This is a genomic window from Candidatus Protochlamydia sp. W-9 (assembly GCF_001950615.1).
GTDB lineage: Bacteria > Chlamydiota > Chlamydiia > Chlamydiales > Parachlamydiaceae > Protochlamydia > Protochlamydia amoebophila.
Genome location: NZ_BCPZ01000389.1, coordinates 24,835 through 48,215, shown reverse-complemented (window position 1 = coordinate 48,215; position 23,381 = coordinate 24,835). Strand labels below are relative to the sequence as shown.

Sequence of the window (23,381 nt, the reverse complement as noted above, 5' to 3'; positions counted from 1 at the left end):
AATTTAACTAAATATAGCTAATTAGAATCTCTTAAAAAAAATTAATTATGCAAATAATAGTAGATATAGAAGAGTATCTTTTAAAAAACCCTTATCTCGAAAATTTTCTTTTCAATGATTCTGATATAAAAATCAACAAAAAGAAAATAATTTATAGTAAAGAAAAACTTATTTACGTAGGTCGAGATCCTAATAATATTTTATCTTTTTATGACAGCGTTGATGATGGCTTATTAAAAACAAAAACATTAGGAATGTTTTCTTCCGGAACAACAAAAGGAAGTCAAACCCTATATTTAAGAACCAAAGATTCTATTGTTGAAGAAATCATAGAATTACATTCTATTTTTTCTGATCTTCAATCAAAAACTATCATGATTATGGTAACCCCTAATCATTCATTTGGATTGATTCCAGCACTTTTATTAAGTCGTAGACTATCTTCCGAAGTTTATCTTGGCTGTAGTAGCATTTCAGTTGAGTTATTGAAGCATTTTTTTTACCTCAAACCCCAAGTAGTTTTTGCAGTTCCAGCGCATATTAGGTTACTTTCAGAATGGATACAAAGAAAGAATAAAAGCATCCCATATCTCAAAAAAATTATTTATGGAGGTGCAGCATTAGCAACAGATGTGATTAAAATTTTTGAAGAGCGCAATATCATTCTAACCTCAATATATGGGACAACGCAAACAGGAGCAATTTCTGTAAATAAAAATATCAATTCAAAAAATCCTAAAGATTGTGGAATTCCTTTACGTTCTTTATCTGTTTCAATTTCTAAGGATCACCAAGAAATTATTGTTCGAAATTCTTTGGGAAAAGAGGTTACAACAGGAGATAAGGGATGTTTGAAAGAAGCTTGTTTGATCGTAGAAAATAGACTAGATTCTATTATTTTCAAAAATGGAAATAAAATTGATATTAAGTGGTTGGAATCGTTAATAAGCCAAATACTTGAAATTAAAACTGTTCATATTGGATTTGAAAAAAATATTAATGGACAACCTGTGATTATCTGTACTTTACCTAAGCAATACGAAGAACAGCATCAGATTTCTTTCAAAAAAATTAAAGATATTATACCTGCATATGCTTTGCCTAAGTATTATTATTACCTCTAAATAATATAAAGATTATGGTTTATTATGCAATATGTGTCTATCGGAATCATGACTCAGCAATCTAAAGCAGAATATATACAAACTCTTTTTTACTCATTAATTAAGCAAAAAATTTCATTTAATCAAAAATTTGAAATTTTAATTTTTTCTGAAGAGAAATTTAAGCCTTTATATCCAAAAGAATTAGCGAAGCAATTTGTCATAAAACATTATTACTATAAGAGGCCTTTTAATATTGGATCTGTAAGAAATTTAATCGCCCAGGTAGCACAAGGAGAATATATTATTTATCTAGATGATGATGTGTTGATAGGTCCTCACTATTTAAAGATATTAATATCAATGATACAAAAAGAAAAATCGGCTGTAATCGCAGGGCTAACTTTTCAAGTTTTTAGAAGGCCTAAGGAAGTCCTTGAGCTATTTCAAACCAATTCATGGAAAGATTTAATTAGTATGTTGGGTAAGCGTGACTATTATACTCGTAGAATTGGTCGATATGAATCTGAAATCCTTGTACATGATAAATTAGGGGAAGCCAATTGGCTAGGAGCTGTGGGACGTAATATAGTTGTTAGAAAAGATCTTGTCCTTCAATTTCCTTTTTTTGAATTCACAAAAATGGGGTTTGAAGATTTAGAATTTGCATACAGAATACAGCAATTAGGAAAAAAAATTTCTTTAAAAAATCATCTTGATTTAGCTTGTTTACATATTTTTCATTCTTCAAATTCATCCAAACAAAATCATTATATTGAAACCTTTAATGATTTGGTAAAAAAAGGGAAATTACCTATAGCTTCAAAAAATATATTATTTCCAAGTTAAGTGTTAATTATTCAAAAAATTAGCTTTCAAATCCAAAAAGTAAATGGGGAGTATTTAATGCAGAAAGATTTATTAATACTTGCTGAGGATGTTCTTTTATGAATAAACAACCTAAACTTTTTGCCGGATCTTCGCATTTGGAACTTGCTAAAAAAATTTGCAATGAATTGAATCTAAATCTTGGATGCATTGATCTCGACCAGTTCCCTGATGGTGAAACTAAGGTGCAAATTTTAGAATGTGTACGTGGTTGTGATGTTTTTATATTGCAATCAATTGCTGGAAAACCAAATCATTACTTATTTGAACTACTTATCATTGTTGATGCTCTAAAAAGGGCTGCTGCAAAAAGCATTAATGCTATTATTCCATATCTTGGTTACTGCCGACAAGATAGAAAAAACAACTCCGGAGTTCCTATTACAGCAAAGCTTATAGCTAATTTGCTTGGTACAGCTGGACTTACAAGTCTTATCACGCTTGATTTACATGCAGATCAGATAGAAGGTTTTTTTGAAATTCCTGTTGATCATTTACATTGTCAAAATTTGTTTTGTGATATAGCCCAAGATTTGGCCGGAGATGATTGTATCGTAGTTGCACCTGATATAGGAAGTATTAAAATTGCAGAAAACATGGCAAAATTGCTAAAGACAGAACTAGCTATAATCAAAAAAAAACGCTTAACTTCCTTTGAGGTTAGTATGTCTTTAATCGGAAATGTAAATAATAAAAATGTTTTGATTGCTGACGACCTTTGTTCAACAGCTAATACTCTTATTGGAGCTGCAAATTTATGTCAGCAACAAGGAGCAAAAAAAATCATTGCGGCTGTAACACATGGCTGTTTCGTTAATGATGCATTAAAAAAGATTGAGTTGAGTCCATTAGAATGTCTTCTTGTTACAGACACCATAGAACCTCGTTATCTATTTCCTAAATCTATAAAAATCATATCGGTTGCTTCTATGATTGCAGAAGCAATCAGATTGAAATACGTGTCATATAATTCTGAAAGGCAAAAATAACAGATTTAATTGGTTAATATTGTCAAAAAATTATTCAAAAATGGCAAACAATTTATACTTCATTTTTTAATGTTCTGCTTTTTAAAATCTAAAATGCCTGAAACAAGAGGATATAGACTCGTCTTCCCTTGATAAGGGAAAAACAAGTTTAGGCTTTATTGATCTTTAGCAAGCGAAAAATTACTTAATAAATATACATAAAACAAGGCATAGTAATAGAAATTGTCAGCTACTCCCGTAAAGTTTTTTATTTGCAAAAGTTGTTTCCTATTAGAATTTACGTGCTTTCTTAGAAAAATTTAAAATTTGACAAAAGAAAATCAAAATATTTAGCGAGATGCCGCAGATTAACAATGGGAAAAAGCTAAACAGCAAATATTTCAGAGGTTTAAACTAATACAGCTGTATAGTGTTCCTGATTTAACTATAAAAAATTAATTAAATTTGTTGATACTTATTATCCTATTTATACAGAATTCTTAGTATTCTTTAAAATGGTGATTAATCCTTATGAAGCCGTCTCAAAATTTAATTGATTTGATTTTTGAAAACGAAAAACAAGTAGCTAAATCGATTAGGCTTGTCGCAAGCGAAAATTTACCTGACATTCGTGATCGGGTTCCTTATATTCTTGATTTGTATGCGCGCTACGCGTTTGCAGGTAATCATGATGAAACAACTGGTTATTTTCCTCAATACAACCTTAGAGAGATTGAAATATTAACTAGAGAAATCGCTGCTATTTGTTTGAATGCAAAATATGTCAACGTTCGTCCAATCTCAGGTATGAGTTGTATGTTAACAGCGATTGCAGCTCTGACTCAAAAGGGAGATCTTGTCATGTCACTTGCACCTCATCATGGGGGGCATGGAGAGACAAAAGGTATTCTTAAAACGCTAGGGCTTGAATCTAAACATTTGCCTTTTGATACTGATCGATGGCAACTAGACATAGAAAGTTTACGCAATCTGTCTGATCTACCTAGAGTTCGCCTTGTATATTTAGATTTATGTATGGTTTTATTTCCTCAGCCTATTTTTGAACTAAAAAAAATCTTACCAAAAAAAGCCAAAATTGTTTATGACGCTTCGCACGTCCTTGGGCTTTTGTCTGGAGGATTATTTCAAGATCCCTTAGCAGAAGGAGCAGATGTTCTGGTAGGAAGTACACATAAAACATTACCAGGTCCACATAAGGGGATTATTGCAACTAATAATTATCTTTTAGCAACAAAAATTGATGCAACCAGTTACCATTTTACATCTCATCACCATATTGCAGATGTGGCTTGTTTAGGACTCGTCTTGGAAAGAGGTAGGCATTTTTTTCAACAATATGGTAAAAAAATTATAGAAAATGCTCAGATGATGGGAAAAATTCTTTCAAATAGAGGAATTAAAGTTGAATTCGCAAAATATAACTACACGCAAACACATCAAATTTGGTTAGATTTAGGAGATCTTGATAATGTAAATAGGGTTACTAAAAACCTTTATGAAATCGACATTTTACTAAATTCAGTAAGTATCCCTAGTCTCCAGGGCCGTTGGGGTATTAGAATTGGAACTCAAGAAATTACGCATCTTGGAATTAAAGAGGAAGGTTTAAAAGAATTGTCTCACATTATTGCTGATGTTGCTTTAGAAAAATTTGAATTTGATATAATGCAGAAGAGGTTTTTAAAGCTTACTAAAGAAGGATTCACAGACTTTGATAAAAACAAAAATGCACTTAAAATTGCGCAAAGTATCATAAAAAAAGATTAAATTAATGACTATCGTTTTAGATGACTATAACAGAATATTTAACAAGGTTCCTAGTGAAATAATTGAAAATATACAAGACAACTTTAACAACTATCGAACATTTGATTTGAAGGAATATCAAGAACTTCAGAACTTTTTTAAAAAACAGCTATCTGCTTTGGGAACATACGAAATTGTCATCTATACAACTGGATCAGAGGCTATTCAATATGCTTGCATTTGGTCACTAAAATCTGGAAAGCATCATAAAATAGCTAAATTTAAAGACGTATATCATGGAAATTTTTTACTTCATCATGAAAAAGATTTATTACCTTTATCTCAGCCCATACAATTGCTCGATTTTTCTGAAGATGAAGCGAGTATGTTAGAGCAGTTGTCTACTCTTAGTAGTACTGTAGTACTAATAGAACCTACTTTTTCTGATTACTTTACAATTTTTAATCAGAATTTTTACCAAAAGCTTCAAGATAAATTTAATAATCAGGGTAATTTGTTTATTCTTGATGAAATTAGATCAGGTCTATTTCGGTTAGGAACATTTAGTTTTGCAGAGCAGCTTGGTCTCTCACCTGATGTGATTTGCTTTGGAAAAGGCTTGGCTTTGGGAATTCCAATTTCAGTGACTTGTTTTAAGAAAGAAAAATTTCCTCACATTGATTGGCGTGAGTTAGAAAGTTTTAGAACTAGCCAATCTCTTAATTCTTTTTCGCTCAATCTAGCTTTACGTATACTTGGCTATTTAAAAAGTCCTATTTTTTCTAAAGTCTATCATAAAAGTCAAGAATTAATTTTAGAATATTTTTTAAAATTAGAAAATTTAAAAGCTGTGAAATCAATTACAGTTCAGGGATCTTGCGTAAGTATAAATTTTTCTCAATATGAAATGAGTTTATCAAAATTAATCCGCTTATTTCGAGATTTATATAAGAATAAAATACATTGTCGTTTTCCTGATAAATATCGACTCATTCTTATTTTTCCTTTCGATATTGAAGAAATAGATATAAATTATGTTTTTAATGTTTTAAAAAAACTATTAGGAGAATGATCTTTTTTCAAATATTGATAATATGGAGAGAAGACTATCATAAATGGCGTCCTCATAGCACGCTAGATAAATTTTACCTGGGAGAATTTAGAAAGACTTATGAGCCAAGAACAATCAACGTATAATAGTGAGATTTCCTATTTTAAAGTGGACCTAACCATGGGACAATTTCAGATATCCAAAGGAAAATATTATGGCTACTGTTGGTTAGCTTTCAATAAATTATAGCTTGACTAGAAAATATATGTAAGTTTAATGCTATAAAAAGCACTAACTTTAATGAGGTAATTATGAATGCGGATTATTTAACAAAAGGTATTTACTATTTCAACAAACATCAATATGACGAAGCTATTATTCAATTTTCTTCTTTGCTAGCCAATAATACAAAAACTAAGACAGAATTATCTATTATCAATATTTGGTTAGGAAGATGTTACCTTAATAAAACAGTGATAAATACGACATACTACACAGCTTTTGCTAAAAAGAGAACTTATAATTTAACACAAAAAAAGGTCACACATACTTCACGAATAATGACAAATCCTGCATTAGCATATTTCGAAAAAGCATTAAAACTCAATCCTAGTTCCATTTCCGCTAGAATTTGGAAGGGGAGGGCTTTGGAAGACAGTGGAAAATTTGAACAGGCTTATGCGTGTTTTGCTGAAGCTGCTCGCTTATCAGGAAATCAAAGAATTCGAGAAAAATGTTGTTCTCTTTTTTCCTCTTATCCTTACTTACGTTTCAAAAAAACACACTCTTTTAAAAAGTTAAACTTTGCTGATTGCCTAGTCAAATTTTCTTCTGAGCACCCTTATATAAGAATGGAGGCTTGTCAATATCTAAAAAAGTATAAGTTATCGCTATCTCTTCAAGAAAAAAAACAAGCCAAAGAAATTATTCTCAGTTTATCAGGTATTCGTTTTACCTGCTTTATTTTACCTTTTACAGGAGACCCTGATTCAAGAGTTCAGCAAATTGCACAAAAGATAATAGCCAGCTGGGAAATATAAAAGAAATTGGCCTCTGTTACGTATAGATTTCCTCAATTTATTTGCAAGAAAGATCCGCTTTTGTAAGCGATTTCTTACTTATTACCAAACACTTATTTAACTAAATTTATTATTTTCATTTTTATTCTTCCTGTTGAATTATCCTTTAAAAAACGTTAAATTTTATATGGTGCTATAGCTTTAAAATATATACTGAAAAAAAATAAATTAATTTCCTGTAGGCTAAAAATTGAGAGCACTTGACATGTTGTCCCTAACTAAAGTGCTTATTCTCGGACTATTTACCCCTATCTATATTAAGAACGATCACTTAATTTTTTTGTTGATCTTCCCAATTCTATTTCAAGTTGTAAAATTGACAATATTGTTTCAGGTGTTGGCATCACGTGATTAACTTCGATTGATCTAGAAGCATATTCGAAAGAAGGCCTTTCTAAAGGTGGTACAATCATGTGATTGTCTTGCTCCAACAAAAGGATATTCCTTTGAAGTGCTTTATTCCTCCACATGGCTGAATTCATATTAGGAATGAAAATGATTTTTTTTTCATAAGCTAAGATAGTAGTTGTTAAAAGCGTTCCCGCCATACCCTGTGCAGCTTCTGATAAAACATTTGCTGTAGCAGGTATTACAACAAAAAGTTCTGCCCAACGCGCAAGTTCTATATGCATCATATTTTCGTTGCTAATAGGAAATTCATTAGTATAGATGCCATTAGAAAACATCGACAGTGTGGCAGTGGGAAGAAAATGCGTAGCACTATGAGACATAATAATTTTTATTTCAGAGAAATACTCTCTTAACATTAATAAATATGGAGGCATAGATAACATACCCATAGACCCTGTCATTCCAACTAATAATTTTGTCATATTTAATTTCCTTCTATCAAAAATGGGTAAGTCCATGAAAAGCAATTTGTATGTTTGGTCATAAGAGCTAACAAAATTCCCGATACTCCTTCTAAAAGACCTACTTTATCAACTTCTACAATTCGCCGCTCTTTCATGACACTATTATTTAAAAAAGTAATTTCTTTATCTTTAAAACCAAAAATATTTGCTGGGTTATAGCGATTTAACAACTCTTGCTCTAGTTGATTTCCAAATTTTTCCAAATCAGCAGATTTTGAGTCTTTCGCCATCAATCGGGTTAACGTTAATACGCCTGCAAGGCCATGGCAAAAAGTAGGTGTAGAATGATCGTTGATGTTAATGCGACTATTTATGGGAAGATAATTTTCTATGGCAGTTTGTTGTAGTTCTTGGTTTTGAAGAGCTTTCCCTGCAAGGTATAAAGTTCTGACAATACCAGCACTGCCATAGCACCATGCTTCCATAGATATTTCAGAAAAATCTTCCTGCATATTGAGTATTTCTTCTTCAAAACTTATGCGATATGTCCAATAAGGTGTTTCTTTGTTGTATTTCTTTTTGGAATAAATCCAGTGTGTAATTTTTTCTATAGCTTCCATTTGTCCTTCTACCAAAATTCCTTGCATAGCAGAAATTGATAAAAAAGCTAAAACTCCAGGAATGCCGTGTGCAACACCTAAATTAAAATTGCCTTTTGGATAAGCTTTCTTATCAGCTTCGGTAAACTGATAATGAGCAGGAATATACCATCCTGGTACTAGGTAAGAGCCAATTTTTATATCTCTTGTTAATAATGTACACATCCTCAGTATTTTTGTTAAACAAGGTAGTGCAAGGGGATGATCGAGATTCTTTAAAGCATAAGCCCCTATTCCGCAAATTCCCGATATCGCGTCATAGAGACTAGGGTGAATAGGAAGATTTAAATCAATTTTTTCTTGAATAGGGTCAAAATAAGCTTCATTAACTTTATTAAATAAATGAGAATTTAATGTATTAAGAAGTTTTTGATATCGAGTCTTTCCTTTGGATGCTTGTTGAATAGCCAAACAGCTTCCTGTTAACCCACCAAACATAGAAAGATCTGAATTTTCTCCAGCCTCAATAGCTTCTTTTATTTTGATCACATACTGATGAGCAATTAAATCCCATTTTTCGTCAGGAAAGAATTCATCAAGAGTTGCAAAAAACATAAGGATTCCAGGATATCCATGCGAAAGTGTTAAAGAAGACCAAACCGCAGATTGATCGGAAGATTGAATAGCAGAAGACAAAATTTGCTTTTGAACTAATTCTGGATTTTTCATTTGATTAGCTATATTTTTAACAGTTGCTATTGCCGTCATAAAAGATAACCTAAAGTTATGGATTTGAAAATAAACAGAGCTTAATTTTAATGAAACTTTGGCTAGTAATCAAAATTTCAAAAATAAATATTACTCATAAAAGAAGATCTCATTTTAAACGATAAAAATCTATTCTCAATTACGTTTAAATTTCTAATGGTGAGAGAAAATTATTGAGTTTATTCAAAAGTAAAAAAGCTTTGGAAAATTACTTTTTGAATATATTGTTGATGCATTTCCTGTTTCTGTTTGTAGAAATATAAGAATTCAAAATTGTAGAATTTATCGAGGAAAGGAATTTAGAGGGTATAATATTAGTAAACGAGACTATTTTTATGGATTGAAAGTCACAGTCTTAGCTTCTCAAGATGGGTGCCCTTTTAGAGTTATTCTTTGTCCAGGCAGAGAGCATGATGCTGTTCCTTTTAAATACATGGAACGAAACTTACCGGCAGGTAGTGAGATTTATCGAGATTCTGCCTATGTAGATTATAAGCATCAAGACATGCTTGAAAAGATAGAAAACATTAAGCTCATAGTGAAGCCAAAATCTAATTCTCTTCGCTCAATCGATTTACATGATTTTGTAAATTTGAGGCAAATTAGAAAATTTATTAAGGGAGTATTTGGCGTGATAACAAGACTGATGCCTTGAAAATTCATACAACGATGTCTAATGGGTTTAAAATTAAAGATTTAGGATTTCTAGTACAGTTTCAACAAATTTTTTAATAAATTAGTTATTTGCAACTTAACGTTAAATTAATTAGGGAAAAGCAACAAAAAATTTATCCGATTCATTAAAAACAAGCAAAATAAATAAGTTTACTGCTTAAAAATTAACAGTAGTGGCAATCCTGTTTTGTATTATAATCTATATTTATCAAATATTTTTTGAATTTAAGTAAAATACCGGGCTTTGCCTGATTTTAAATATGTATATTTTCTTAAGAAAATTTTTTCAGGATAATTTCTAAGCACATTTCTTGTGCGAATTTATGGAAAATATAAAATTATTATTTCTCTTTTGGGGGTAGTGTTAAATAGGTAAAGTTCTCAATTGTCTATTGTAATCACAAATAAAGTATTTTATTACCCAATGTGATTAGTTAGTTTTTTAGAAAATGAAAGTGTTTTCCTTACAAGTCTTGCAAATCTTTGTCTGAGAGTACAATTAAATCTTTCCATGTAGTTTGTCTGACCAGATTGCTTGCTAACTGGTTGATGTTGACTCCAAGGAATGGTTTCATCATAGACATTAAATTTATCCGTGAAATAGAGGGCTTTTTTTTAATAGAGTTCTTCTGAAACCTGAATCTTAATGACGTTTAAGCTATTATATCACCAAAAATCTGAGGTGATATGAGATTTGAGAACATTAAAAACTTAAAACCAGAAGATTTCCGCCGTCTAACTGGGGTCAAATTAGAGACTTTTAAAAAAATGGTGGAGATGATAGAAGGAGCTCTCCGAGAAAAGAAGTCTAAAGGAGGTCGCCCAAATAAACTTTATCCAGCTGATATGATCTTGATAACTCTGGAATATTTAAGAGAATATCGAACCTATTTTCACATTTCTACCAATTATGGTGTAAGTGAAAGTAATTGTTATTACAACATTCGTTTTGTTGAGAACACATTGATTAAAAGCGGACATTTCAATTGACCTGGCCGTAAAGCGTTACTAAAAAGCGATGTCGAATATGAAGTGATTTTAGTAGACGCTACTGAGAGCCCTGTTGAAAGGCCAAAAAAAAGCAAAAACACTACTATTCAGGCAAGAATAAACGACTCACTCTGAAGACTCAGATAATTGTCAATAGAGCGACGACAGAAATCATCTGCACGAGCTATGCGAATGGAAAATGCCATGACTATCGCCTCTTAAAAAAATCAAAGACAGGAATTCATCCCGAAATAATGGTGCCAGTAGACACGGGTTATCAAGGCTTGCAAAAGGTACATACTCAAACGGTTTTACCCAAAAAGAAAAGTAAGAAAAAACCTCTGAAAAAAGAAGATAAAAAGAGAAATACTGTTCTGGCTAAAGAACGTGTTTTTGTAGAGAACGTGATAGGAATGTTAAAGCGGTTCAAAATTATCTCAGATCGTTATCGCAATAGGAGAAAAAGATTTGGATTACGCTTTAATCTTTTAGCAGGATTATACAATTATGAACTTAAAAATTAGGTTTCAGAAGAACTCTAATGATTCGGGTAGTTTTGCAAAAAGAAGCTCAGCGGTTTTTTATCTCGAGGACCCACTTGCATAGCAAGCACTTGGCGACTTTTTTTATGCAAGATGAGCCATAAACACTGATCATTTTTCTTATTTCCTACAAAACTCCATAGCTCATCTACTTTAAGTTTAGCCACTTCCCATTCATCTTTCTCACGACAAATGACTTGTGAATTTAAATCCTCAGGCAAATCATTGATAATGAAATTAATAAATCTAGCAGCCATGGCATCTTTAAATCAAAAATTCTACAAATTCCATTAAGAGACAACCTTTCTAGAAGAGCTTTACTGACAAGTTCCTTTGTTTGTTCGTTAATGATTTTAGCTTCATTGTTTTCGCTCCACTGTTTGCCATACTCTAAACAGCAAAAATTTTGCTTTTCATGTCTTGTATAACCATTCTTCTTTACCAAATCTGAGCCGCAGTGCGTACATCTCATTGCTCTTCTCCGCTTGAATTAGAATAATTAATCTATCAAATTAGATCAGTTTATTGAAATAGCCTTACCTATTTAGCACTACCCTCTTTTGCATACTAATGGATACTTTTTGCCATTTAAATTTTTTTTTTGAATTTTCTTGACAATTTGTATGATTTTTTTTAAAAAAATAGCAGCTGAAAATTGTGAAAATAAAATTTTAATATTTTTCTCGATTAAAGCTTAAAACATTTTAAAACTCATAAAGGAGATTTTTTATGAAAATCACAAACAATATTGATGTTAGTGCTATCGTAAAACAAGTAGGTGCGGAACATGATAATGATCCATTTGATATTGATGTTAAAGTTATCAACATCAAAGAAGGCGTAAATCATAATCAAAACATTACAAGCAAATCTTTATGCACACCGGGATGTGGAAAAACAGGAACAGGTAATAGCTTCTGCTGTTAATGCCTTCTTGATTTATATCTTTGGATGAAAAGTAATTTTCATCCAAAGGCCCATTTCTAAAATTCGGTAGTAGGTATTACAATCTACAAGAATTTAATTATTTTATTTTTTTAGTTAGGCCTTAATTTATGTATCATGCATTAGATATTTGTCAGAGCGTTGCCCATAAGCTTAGTGAACCCAATCAATTGATGGATGCAATTGAAAATGCGATTAAAAATAAAAAATATTATGCTGATAGCTGGGAAAGGCATTCATTTACTTATGGCTTTGCTGGTATCGCAGCCTTCTTTGCAATTATGGATGCGTCTTTTCCAGGACAAAATTACGATATAAATGCGCATGAGTATCTAAAACTAGCTGTGGAAGCTTTAGAAAAAAACAGATATACTACTATTTCTTTATTTACTGGTATTACAGGTTTATGCGTAGCTGTTCTTCTTTGTTCTAAATTAGGCATTCGCTATAAAAAACTGACAGAAAGATTAGATTTATTATTAATTCAAGAAATACAGTATCATCTTTTTAATAAAAATTTTTCAGAGAATAGCTTTATTTCCCCAGAAAAATATAATTTAGCAGATGGCCTAGGGGGAATTTTGACATATATTTCTATGAGAAAAGATAATACTCATCTTCAGTCTGTAGGCTCTGCTTACATTAAAAAATTGGCGCTTGATTTACAGAAAAAATGCGAATTAAATCTTTCTTCTTCAGTTCCAGGATGGTTTGTCTCCTCAGATCACTATATAGCTAATGAAGAAAAACAAACGTATCCTAATGGTTGTTTTTTACTAAACTCTCAATACGGTATAACTGGTTATTTGTCAGCTCTGGCTATTGCAGCTTTAGAAGGTTTTTGCCCTGACGAAGGATATGAATTAATGCGACAAATTTCTATATGGCTTAAACAGAAACAAGGACTATATACTTATGGTAAATTTTGGAATCATACCCTTTCCATTGAAGAAGAAAGTACACAACAAATTCGCGAGCCAGAACTAAATCGAGATACATGGTGCACAGGTATTCCTGCTGTGACAAGAGCTCTTTATTTAACCTCTAAGGCGTTGAGAGATTGCTCGTTAGAAAGTTATGCTGAAGACGCTTTTATTTCTATGTGGTCAAAGCCCGAAAAAGAATGGAATTTATTAGGGACTTCATTTTGCTACGGACGAGCAGGGCACCTAGCAGTTACTTATCGTATGGCTAAAGATACAGGCAGTGTTTTTCTAAAAAATAAATTACTAGAACTAGAAGAAAGCCTTAAAAGATTTTATGACCCTAATGCTCCTTTCGGTTTTCGATCTGTTGGATTTAACGATTCTAACGACTATATGTGGGTAGATGACCCAGGCTTATACAGCGGTGCCGCCGGTATTGCTCTCTCTTTATTGATGTTGCACAAAGAGGAAATTTTTCCTTGGGATCGTGCATTTGTAAATATTTAGGTTTTATGGACACTTATAATCGACTATATGAATGTGCCGATTTTTTTATGGCACGAGTAGCTTTATTACCAGTTGTCAACGAGGATATTCAGGATGATCATTCTTATGAAGATCTTCTTAAATTTGCTTGCGGTTCAAAAGCATTTTTAGAGGCTATTGCTTTAGCAAGCCCTAATTTATACAAAGCTATTCAAATATGGTCTCAAACTAGTGAGGAAAACCTAAAAAAAATTTACGCCAGTGTTTTAAAATATTTTTTGAGGATGACTTCTAGGGCAACGCCTTTTGGAACATTTTCTTTTGTTGGATGGGGAACTTTTGCCGACAAAACAAACCTTAGATTTCAACTTTCCTTAGTGCAAAAGAAAGCTAGATTAGACATGGAATGGCTTAATTCTTTGGTTGATCTTCTTCATAAGGACTATGAATTTGTTAAAATGCTTAAAGTGATGATCAATCCAAATAGCATGAAAGAAGGGGGGAAAATTACACTGAGTCGTTTTAAAGCAGATGAGAAGAAATATGATGTTATCTCGATTAAAAATACGATTGTTACAGAACAAATTTTTACATTTGCCAAAAAGCCTATTATTTATTCTGCTTTGCAAGATAAATTATTTAAAATTTTTTCAGAATATCCCCAAGATAAAATAAAAGAATGCCTTTGGAAGATTTTTGAACAAGGATTTTTTTTATCTGAATTATCCTTTCGCATAGATCAATCTTTTAGCTTTGAAGAGTTCGCCAAGACTGTAAATAGGAAGTTAAATTATACGTCACATGATGAAACGCTAGCGACAGGCAATTTTCTAAAAGAGTTGGCAGGATATATACAAGCTTATGAAAACAATTCTATTGGACAGGGGATTTCGTTAATAGAAACTCTTATTGAGAAAGCAGGACCTTGGAAAACAGTTGAATACCCTCTTCAAGTTGACACATATCTTAATTCTGATGCTCTCCATTTAAATAAAAAAACTAAAGATTTGATGGAAGAAATAGCTACCGTGATTTATTGCCTCACGCGTAAGGTTAAACAATTTAATCCTATTGATGAATACCATAAACAATTTTTGGAGAAATATGGTGTAACACGTTTAGTTCCTATCCAAGAATTGACTAGCTCTATTTTTGGTTTGGGATTTCCTAAAAAGAAACAAGAAGAAGAATTTAATGATAAAAATAACTGGTTTGAGGATTTTCTTTCTTTACAACAGCCTAGTGTTATTCAAGAAATTAATGTTGAAGAAATTGTCAAAAAGAATATGGTAAATCTATTAGATACCGAGCAAAAAGCCCCTCTTTCTGTGGAACTGTTTCTTGAAATTACAGCTGATTCTCAGGAAGAAATGGATAAAGGTCATTTTAATGTTATTATGAACCCAATTGTAGGATCTATTCAAGCTGGAAGTACTTTTGGAAGATTCTTATATTTATGGGATCAATCAAAAAAAGAGTCTTTATGTCAATTTTTAAAAAAAGAAGAAGCCCTTCAACCCCATGTGGTACGTATAGAAGCATCTTTTACGCCTGTAAAAGCCCGTACAGCCAATGTCTGTTATTTTGAAAAAACCCGTCAATACCAACTACAATTTCATTATCAAGAAGAAAATGATTATTCTTTGGAATTAGATGATATTTATGTAGGCGCATATGAAGAAAGACTTTATTTATACTCAAAGAAATTAAACAAAGAAATTCAAGTTGGCTTAAGTACAGCTATAAACTCTGATTTGGCTCCTCCTCTATTAAAATTAATGTTAGACATTTCTGAAAAACATTTAGATAATTATAACCCTTTTATTCTTCAAGAACATCATCATTTGACTTATCTACCAAGACTGCGCTATAAAAATGTAGTTTTGAGCCCTGCAAGATGGTATTTTACCTTCGAAAAATTAGGACTTTCAAAAGAAGCTAAATTCTCTGAAATCGAGGTAAAATTGCAAATTGCGCTGCAAAAGTATAATGTGCCTGATTACATTTTTTTAACTGAATTTGATAACCGCTTGAAAGTAAATTGGAAACGGCTAAATGAATTTAAATTAATTGTAGAGAAATTAACGAGTAAAAAAGAAATCATCTTGTTTGAATATATTCCTTTGCAAGATGGCAAATTATTAGAAAGTGATAAAGGTTACCACGTAGCAGAAATAGTTATTCCTTTAATTAAAAAAAGGAATAAAAACCAAATTTCTCAAACCATTAATGCTTTTCCAACCACTTTGCAGATACCTATTTTGGAAAGATCAAAATTTCCTGGGGGAAGTGATTGGTTATATATAAAATATTTTCTGCCAATAGATTTGGAGGCGGATTTTATTACTATTTATTTAAAAAACTTTGCAGACTCTTTGATTCAAAATGGACTGATTGATAAATGGTTTTATTTGCGGTATATTGAAGAAAAGTCGCATATTCGATTTCGCTTGCATGGAAAACCCGATGAGCTAATGACTCATGTCTTGCCACTTTTATTACAATGGAATGCGCAACTAATAGAAAGAGCAATGTTAAGTGATTTTTCCCTTCATACTTTTGAAAAAGAAATCGAAAGATATGGAGGGCCTGCTGCTATGGACAGTGTCGAAGATATTTTTTATGCAGATAGTGTTTTATGTGCAAGTCTTATTAAAAAAGTAGATAAAAAATTAGTCCCCTTCTCCTTAGAATATATGTCTGCGTTAGCTATTGTCAATATGATGAAAGGATTTTGCCCAGATATTGATGCTATGGTTGAATTTCTCTCACCAATGAAAACACACATGAACTTATTAATCGGTTCGCGTACACAACTTAAACAGCTTATTAGATTCAGTTCTTTTTTGGTGAATAAAGCTGATCAGGAAGAAATGCTAAAATTATTTCCCTACTATGCGCATTTTTATGAACAATTTCAAGAAATTGATAAGGCTATTAAAAAATTTCACAACGAGATAGAAAAAATTGCAGCAGAGAATGTTCTTTGGAATAGTAAAAATTATATTTTTGACAGTATTATTCATATGCATTGTAATCGTCTAATGGGAACAAATCACGAAATGGAAAGAAAAGCTAGAGTTATTACGTATGCATTAATAAATAAGCAAAAATATAGTAATTTAAATCAGTCGATTTATGTGTAAGTTACTAACAATTGCTTTTTTCTTCTGGGCGTTTTTTATGGAGTTATTTGCTTGTCATCAAATAAATATCCAAAAAGAAATTGATAAGCGTGTGCAATATGGTTATAACAGCGCAATTGTAGTAGTAGAAATGATCGATGACAAAACAAAATATTATATTGCCTCCCCTCGGGATTCTCATCTTAGTAAAAAAGAGCTAGAAACTTCAATTTTTGAAATTGGCTCTTTGACTAAATTATTTACAGCCCATCTAACATTTTTATTAGCTAAAGAAGGATATTTTTCTGTAGACGAGCCAGTAGAAATGTATCTTCCCTTAGCAGTTAATATTCCTAGTTATCAAGACGTGAAGATCACTATGCGACATTTATTGACGCATACCTCAGGATTAATTGAGCCTTGGGGTGAAAATTATCTTTCTATTCAAGGTAACACTACTCCAGCTGCAGATTATACAATTGATGATCTTTATCGATATCTTAACCAATCTGAGCTTAAACAAAAACCAGGCACTAAAATTCAATATTCTAATCTTGGATATGGACTAATAGGACATATTTTAGAAAATATTACAGGAAAAAATTATTATGAACTTTTAAAAGAGAAAATACTAAGTCCGCTTCAGATGAATCGAACTTTTCAAGATGTCCCAGCAGATTTGATAGAATCAATGGTAGAGGGTACAAGCAATGGTCGACCAGTCCAGTATTGGAAAATTATTGCTTTACCGGCTTTTGGAGCTTTGAAGTCGACAGCCAAAGACTTAGAAAAGTATATAAAATTTTTATTTTCTAATAAAATCGATTTAACGGTGAAAAATGAACTCATAAATCCCTATCTAAAATGGGATAAAGAGGAAATTATCTCAACACCGGGTTTAACTATTGATTATAGGCATAACAGCCATTTTTATGCGGCTGCAGGAAAAACCCTAGGTTTTACATCTTTCATGGGATATGCTCCCAATGAAAAGAAAGGGATCATCGTATTAACAAATTCTGATTCTATTGATCAATTAGGCCACCATTTGTTAAATCAAAAATTCCCTTTACAAAGATTATTTGAAACCGTGTCTCTTTCTGCTTCCTCACTCGAAAAGTTTGTAGGTAGCTATCGTGGAAAAGGTGATTTAAAAGATTGTCTTATTGAAATTGTTAGAGAAGATAATCACCTTATTTTGAAATTAGATAAATCAGCACCACTTTATTTGTATCCTGCATCCCAAAATACATTCTTCATTAAGTATTTTGGAGAAAATTATATGCATATAAATTTTATTGAATCTCACAATCAAATTAAATTTACTTTTTTTACAACTGATGAAGAAAAAATATTTTTTTATAAGGTAGATTAAATTTATGGTTTCATTCAATTTTTTTAAATCCTATTTAATTTTGCAATAAAGCGATTTAAATTTCTTAGCATAGCTAAACTTTCCAAATCAAGATTTGACCTTATAAGAACTATAATCAAAAAAATTAATATATACAAATCCAAAACTTGGGTATCTAGAGAAAAAATTTTGCCTTCTATCTTTCAAATCAGTCTATTCTTTTATTTGTTTATCCTGTGAATATCCTTTTTCGATTGTAAACTAAAAATCTAAAGCCTTATCTTTAATTATAAGGTTAATTTGCTCTCCGACACTATTTCGGATAATTGCGAGCTATTTCCTTTTATTTTGACAATACCTCCTAATATTTTTTTAAATAATATTGACAACAGCATTTGATTTAGCTATTTTTAACGTTCTATCTAAAATTTTATTGATTAGTTACTATTATCAGCTTTAAATTACAAGGCATATTATGCAGACATTTAATTCTCTAAAGCAGCCATTGATTTCTTATGGGACATATGACCATATTGGAGGTATAAATTCGGATCCAAGTATAGAAAAAGGAGAGCGAATAGCAGCTGAATTAGATAAAACCGAACAATTAGCAATACAAAAGCTATTACAAAACCAATGGTTCTTTAAGAGAAATTCTCGTTTAAAAAATTTTTTATCAGACTTAAGCGAAGACCAATTAAAAAAAATTTGTTCGCATGTATGTCAACTTGATCAAGCATCTATTGATAAATTTCTAGAAAATATCCCTCTTAATTTTTTAGAGGCTTCACTTTCAGCAGACGTAAGGGCAAAAATAAGTGAAGTGCTCATAAACATGCAAGCTTGTAAACATTTAGCGCAGTCAACACGCCCTTCTACTGCATCATATACAACTAAAAATCCAAATTTAGCTGACAGACTTATTTTAGCAGTTGATTTAATTAATGACAGTAAAGGACCAAATAGTTTGTGGGAAGCAACCCAACTTATTCAATCACTTGTTATGTTATTAGTTATACCATTTTTTGCTTCTGTTGCCGTTAATGAGTTAATAGCAGAACACACACCTGACTATATAGACAAAACAGTAATTTTTGGCATAATGGTCTGCATAGTATTATTAACAGTTGCATCTTTTAAAACCTATAAATATTTACGCCCAATACCAGCCCAAATTCCACCATTACGTAATTGTACAAAAGATGCTATTGAAGGAAATATTGAACCTTTATTGTGTCGGGAAGATATTATAGAAAGAGTCTTATTATGCTGGAAATCTACTAATAATTCGGTTCGTCAGCATCCTTTACTGATTGGTAAGGCAGGAGTAGGTAAAACTGTTATTTTAATGGAATTAGCACGTCGTATAGCTTTAGGTGATGTTCCACAAGCTGTTAAAAATGTTTTAGAAAAAAAGAATATATTTGGTGGTTCAGCAGCTCTTCTTTTACCTACTAATCAAATGTTTGAAACAGAAGATAAAATAGGAAAATTTTTACATACTGTCGCTCCCTTTAAAAATGATATTATTATTGCTTTAGATGAAATCCATGTTTTAATGAACGAAGAGCATGGAGCACGTTACGGAGAAATGCTAAAATCAATTTTAGATACTAGCACAGAGGGACTGCCTTATGTGGTTGCCGCAACTACTCAAGAAGACTACTTAAAGTATATTGCGTCTGATGCCAGCAGAGCTCGGCGCTTTAAACCAATTTACATTAACTCATTAACTAAAAAACAAGTCAAGTTATTATTAAGGGAAATGATGAGACTACATTTTCCTGAAGTATCTATTACAGAAGAGGTATTAGAGCATATTTATTTACTTACTGAAAGGTTATGCAGAACATATAAACAACTTACTCAACCCGAAATTTCAAAACGTATTTTAACTAATGCAATTTCAAAAATTTTTTTAAAGGAATTACAACCCCCTCATGAAGAGGAATATAAAAGAACACAGATTAAGCTTGATAGTTTACAGTCACGATATATAACTTTTTTTGATACCAGTGATAGCCAAGCTGCTGAGATTAAATTAAAAGCTGTTAGACAAAAAATCGCAGAATTAAAAGAATGCGTTACTTCAGAATCTGAAGGAATAAAAAAATATCAAGAAGTAGCTGAAAAGATAGCAACATATAAACGAAAATTACTTTTGCTTGCCGAAAGTGTTGGGAAGACAAACAATAAAAGTAAAAGTAAAGAACTTAGGCATTTTATTTTTAATATATATTATAAAATACCTTATTTAAGAGAAAAGTTATCTCGGATAGAACAAAGCTATGGATTGGATATGCCAAAGCTTGATACCGATCTTATTACGGAATTGGTTACCGAATTTGAGGAGTCATTGAGGCAGACCCTAGATGGAGATAAAGGAAAAGAAAAAGAAATTTAAGTCATTAAAATTTTTATTTTATCATTATTCAAAGATAATATAACTGTTTAATATTTAATTTTAATATAGAAGGCATAATCTGCCTTCTATGCACCATACAAAATTACTTATTAGATGATATTAATGTTTAAGTAAAAACTTAATTTTTTGCAGAGTTTATTTACAACCCATCTCAATGCATATTTAGACATAATTCGAACTTGAAGACTAAAACTCTCATAGATCTAATCTCAACTTTTGCCTTTAAGTAAAATTACAGCATAAAAGACGTTTTTGTAGGTATGGAGCTAAATTTTTTACATCTGCCACTGTTGTAAAAAGTTTAAAGTTGCAAGATGTCACTTCCAAGTATTCTTTTAAATATTGAATAAAAGGAAAAGTGGAAATCACATGGCTAGATCTCTTTTCTATTTCTAAATTAATAGCTTGATTCAAAGCATAGCGAGCTACAGTTTGGCTAGCTTGTGCAGGATCTAATTTTTTGCCAAAAGCAGCGCAGAAAAGCGATGCAATCATTATTGTCGTTTTTGAGTTAAGATTTTCTCTACTAATAAGGAGGAAAAACCACCATTAAAGATTTCTTCTAATAACTAAAGCAATGCTCAAGCAAAATAAGCGAATTCATCTCATGCAATGACAGTTTACTAATTCGAATAATTTCCACTTCTATTTGATTTATTACAAATTATTCTATGTATCATTTGCACTATCTTAGGATCGATTTCTTTTGCGTACATAATAGGAGATTTACCAAAATCTTTATTTATTGTTGTGAGCTGAAGATCGAAAGGGCTATTAAGAAGTAATTGAAGAGAATCCAAATCTTTATTCTCGATAAATACATATAATAAGTGCTGTCTAAGCTTATCGAAATGAGGCCCCTCTGCACTTAAAATCTTTGTTGTCTCGGACAACTTTGTTTGCGCTCCACGCTGAATCAAGAGCTTGGCACCCTCATGATATCCAGATTCCATAGCGATATCCAAAGGTGTATGATCTTGATCATCTTGGATGTGAAGATCAATTTTTTCTTGGGAAAGTAGAAGTTTCATCATTTCCAGATTCAAATTTTTGGTCGCCACACACAAGGGTGGCATTTTATACGGATGATTATACATATTCCTTTTATGAGGAGAATATGTTTTATACTTCGCATTTATTTCACGAGAATCTGTATCAAACTTAAGAAGCAGCTTTGTTATTTCTACATTTCCTTTAAAAACAGCATAACTTAAAGTGTTTGTGATATCATGATCCGGTTGATGAGAATTAATTTTAGCTCCTGCTTTAAGTAATAAACGAACAACCTCAATCTTATCTGCACCAATTGCCTTGTGTAAATAGGGCTTTTGATTTATGTCTTCAAGACAATAGGGCAAAAGCAATTTTACGATCTCTAAACAAAACCTATTAGAAATAATCGCTAGATCAAAAGGAGTCGGTCTTACCCTGCTGACCGCTTTTGCAATCATATCTTGACATTCTATACTTTCAGCTCTTTGGATTAAATTTTTTAAAATATCAATTTTAGCTTCTGCTTCAAGTCCACCACTTACGCAATGATGAAAAACGGAGTATCTTATCTTATCTAAAAGCGTGATATCAGGATTATAAGAAAGAATGAATTTAACAATTTCTAAATCTCCACAATATAAAGCATGCATTAAAGGTGTCATTTCTTGTCTTGTATCTGGATGATTAATAAGGTTTTTATCATCTTGAAGGAATTTCTCGATTTCACCTTTGTTGCCATCTTTTATCGCTGCATGCAATTTTTCACTTTGGTTAGAAAGGTTTTTTAAATTTTCTTCAGTATTAGAAAAAATCTGTTTAAGAATTTTTTTAATTTCAATTTCGGATCGAGAATCTGTAAAATACATTTCCCTTAAACTAGAGTTGAATTTATTTTGAACGAAGGATAAGTCAGCACCACATTGAAATAACAGCTTTGAGGCTTCTTTCACTTTATTTCGATTATAATAAGGCTTACTAACGGCATTTCGTATAAAAAAATAAGCAACTATTTCCAAATAATTTTTATTATCATTTTCATTTAGTTTTTTTGGTAGCTCTTCTTCAGTGACTCCCTGGTTTTTAAGAGCTTTCAAAATAATCCTCATACCTTCTGTATTTTGTAAGTCTAACGCCTCTTTAAATAAAGATCGAAATCCTTGGCGATTAATTACCGTTGGATCAACTCCGAGTTTGATAAATAATTTTAAAAGAGGATTGATGATTTCCTGATTTTGCTTTTCTTGCAATTCAAAACTTGGGGAAGATAAGGGGGATATTATAGAGATATAAAGATGGGTTTTTAGGTGATCAACCTTTTCTAGTAAAGCTTGTTTATCAGTTGGACTAATAGGATTTCTTAAAACTTTTTGCAAGAATATATTAAGAATAGTTATAGCAAAACGATCTTTAAAAGATGGACTGATTAATAATTTATAAACGCCTTCTCTAGAGGTTAGACATGGGGTCAGGTGCAAAAGGAATTTGCTGAGATAGTTTGAAATTTTTGAACTATTTTGGAAAAGGGGATCTTTAGAAGTGCTCATTTTGAAGAATCGTTTACAATTGCCCTCTGTTTCGATGATTGCTTTAAACCGCGAACAAACTGACCTTAGATTAAGCAAGTTTTTTGAATTTTCCGTCAAAAAAGTAAAAATATGAGCAACGATTTCAACTGGGACTGATACCTCAAAGGGGTTATCAGATATGTCACTAGCTTCTGCTAGATTATTCTGAGCTTGAAAGCCAATTGGTTTGCTCTGGATCATTTTTACTCCCTAGATAGCTTTTAATAAAAAAAATTTTACCCTAAACTCTATTATGTTAGATAAAAAAAATCAAATTAGGGCATTTCAGATTCAAATTAATGATATGTATGATTCAC

General features: G+C 31.5%; 15 protein-coding genes and 4 pseudogenes. 13 read left to right on the top strand and 6 right to left on the bottom strand.

What is annotated here, in order from left to right; translation table 11 throughout:
* Window positions 1-47: 47 nt before the first annotated feature.
* From BU804_RS10620 to BU804_RS10595, 6 genes are all read left to right on the top strand, one after another.
* On the top strand, window positions 48-1,124 hold the full coding sequence (locus BU804_RS10620; protein WP_075884040.1) for an AMP-binding protein: 1,077 nt from the start codon (window positions 48-50) through the stop codon (window positions 1,122-1,124).
* Window positions 1,125-1,172: 48 nt separating this feature from the next.
* Window positions 1,173-1,952, top strand: coding sequence for a glycosyltransferase family A protein (locus BU804_RS10615; protein WP_158025060.1), 780 nt, complete (start codon window positions 1,173-1,175; stop codon window positions 1,950-1,952).
* 98 nt (window positions 1,953-2,050) lie between these two features.
* On the top strand, window positions 2,051-2,980 hold the full coding sequence (locus tag BU804_RS10610) for a ribose-phosphate diphosphokinase (RefSeq protein ID WP_075884038.1): 930 nt from the start codon (window positions 2,051-2,053) through the stop codon (window positions 2,978-2,980).
* A gap of 510 nt (window positions 2,981-3,490) precedes the next feature.
* On the top strand, window positions 3,491-4,747 hold the full coding sequence (locus tag BU804_RS10605; RefSeq protein ID WP_075884037.1) for a hypothetical protein: 1,257 nt from the start codon (window positions 3,491-3,493) through the stop codon (window positions 4,745-4,747).
* Between the two features lie 4 nt (window positions 4,748-4,751).
* Window positions 4,752-5,798: an aminotransferase class III-fold pyridoxal phosphate-dependent enzyme gene (locus BU804_RS10600; protein WP_075884036.1), complete on the top strand. Its 1,047-nt coding sequence runs from the start codon at window positions 4,752-4,754 to the stop codon at window positions 5,796-5,798.
* Between the two features lie 290 nt (window positions 5,799-6,088).
* Window positions 6,089-6,817, top strand: coding sequence for a tetratricopeptide repeat protein (locus BU804_RS10595; protein WP_075884035.1), 729 nt, complete (start codon window positions 6,089-6,091; stop codon window positions 6,815-6,817).
* A gap of 296 nt (window positions 6,818-7,113) precedes the next feature.
* On the opposite strand, the gene BU804_RS10590 is transcribed toward BU804_RS10595, so the two are convergent.
* A complete protein-coding gene (locus tag BU804_RS10590; protein ID WP_075884034.1) occupies window positions 7,114-7,689 on the bottom strand; it encodes a flavoprotein in 576 nt (191 codons plus the stop codon).
* A 2-nt stretch (window positions 7,690-7,691) separates the two neighbouring features.
* On the bottom strand, window positions 7,692-9,038 hold the full coding sequence (locus tag BU804_RS10585) for a lanthionine synthetase C family protein (RefSeq protein WP_075884033.1): 1,347 nt from the start codon (window positions 9,036-9,038) through the stop codon (window positions 7,692-7,694).
* 163 nt (window positions 9,039-9,201) lie between these two features.
* On the opposite strand from BU804_RS10585, the pseudogene BU804_RS11680 reads away from it, so the two are divergent.
* A pseudogene (locus tag BU804_RS11680) lies at window positions 9,202-9,778 on the top strand (IS982 family transposase); the annotation flags it as partial.
* A gap of 299 nt (window positions 9,779-10,077) precedes the next feature.
* On the opposite strand, the pseudogene BU804_RS12415 reads toward BU804_RS11680, so the two are convergent.
* Window positions 10,078-10,328: pseudogene (locus BU804_RS12415) on the bottom strand (IS1 family transposase); the annotation flags it as partial.
* A 72-nt stretch (window positions 10,329-10,400) separates the two neighbouring features.
* Between BU804_RS12415 and BU804_RS11675 the strand changes: the two are divergent.
* Window positions 10,401-11,227 (top strand): annotated as a pseudogene (locus tag BU804_RS11675) (IS5 family transposase).
* 12 nt (window positions 11,228-11,239) lie between these two features.
* Here the strand turns inward: BU804_RS11675 and BU804_RS10560 are convergent.
* Window positions 11,240-11,717, bottom strand: a pseudogene (locus BU804_RS10560) (IS1 family transposase); the annotation flags it as partial.
* Between the two features lie 257 nt (window positions 11,718-11,974).
* On the opposite strand from BU804_RS10560, the gene BU804_RS10555 reads away from it, so the two are divergent.
* The 5 genes from BU804_RS10555 (at window position 11,975) to BU804_RS10535 (ending at window position 20,485) form a co-directional block, all read left to right on the top strand.
* On the top strand, window positions 11,975-12,172 hold the full coding sequence (locus BU804_RS10555; protein WP_079988711.1) for a gallidermin family lantibiotic: 198 nt from the start codon (window positions 11,975-11,977) through the stop codon (window positions 12,170-12,172).
* 128 nt (window positions 12,173-12,300) lie between these two features.
* Window positions 12,301-13,623 (top strand): lanthionine synthetase C family protein, encoded by a 1,323-nt coding sequence (locus tag BU804_RS10550; RefSeq protein ID WP_075884030.1) that lies wholly within the window; start codon window positions 12,301-12,303, stop codon window positions 13,621-13,623.
* Window positions 13,596-16,748: a lantibiotic dehydratase gene (locus BU804_RS10545; RefSeq protein WP_075884029.1), complete on the top strand. Its 3,153-nt coding sequence runs from the start codon at window positions 13,596-13,598 to the stop codon at window positions 16,746-16,748. Before BU804_RS10550 ends, BU804_RS10545 begins: the two co-directional genes overlap by 28 nt.
* A 37-nt stretch (window positions 16,749-16,785) precedes the next feature.
* Entirely contained in the window at window positions 16,786-18,102 is a 1,317-nt protein-coding gene (locus BU804_RS10540) for a serine hydrolase domain-containing protein (RefSeq protein ID WP_075884028.1), read from the top strand.
* Between the two features lie 454 nt (window positions 18,103-18,556).
* Window positions 18,557-20,485 (top strand): AAA family ATPase, encoded by a 1,929-nt coding sequence (locus tag BU804_RS10535; RefSeq protein ID WP_075884027.1) that lies wholly within the window; start codon window positions 18,557-18,559, stop codon window positions 20,483-20,485.
* Between the two features lie 243 nt (window positions 20,486-20,728).
* Here BU804_RS10535 and BU804_RS10530 read toward each other — a convergent pair whose 3' ends face one another.
* Together BU804_RS10530 and BU804_RS10525 are read right to left on the bottom strand one after the other, a co-directional pair.
* Window positions 20,729-21,001 (bottom strand): hypothetical protein, encoded by a 273-nt coding sequence (locus BU804_RS10530; protein WP_075884026.1) that lies wholly within the window; start codon window positions 20,999-21,001, stop codon window positions 20,729-20,731.
* Between the two features lie 128 nt (window positions 21,002-21,129).
* A complete protein-coding gene (locus BU804_RS10525) occupies window positions 21,130-23,265 on the bottom strand; it encodes an ankyrin repeat domain-containing F-box protein (protein WP_075884025.1) in 2,136 nt (711 codons plus the stop codon).
* Window positions 23,266-23,381 lie beyond the last annotated feature (116 nt).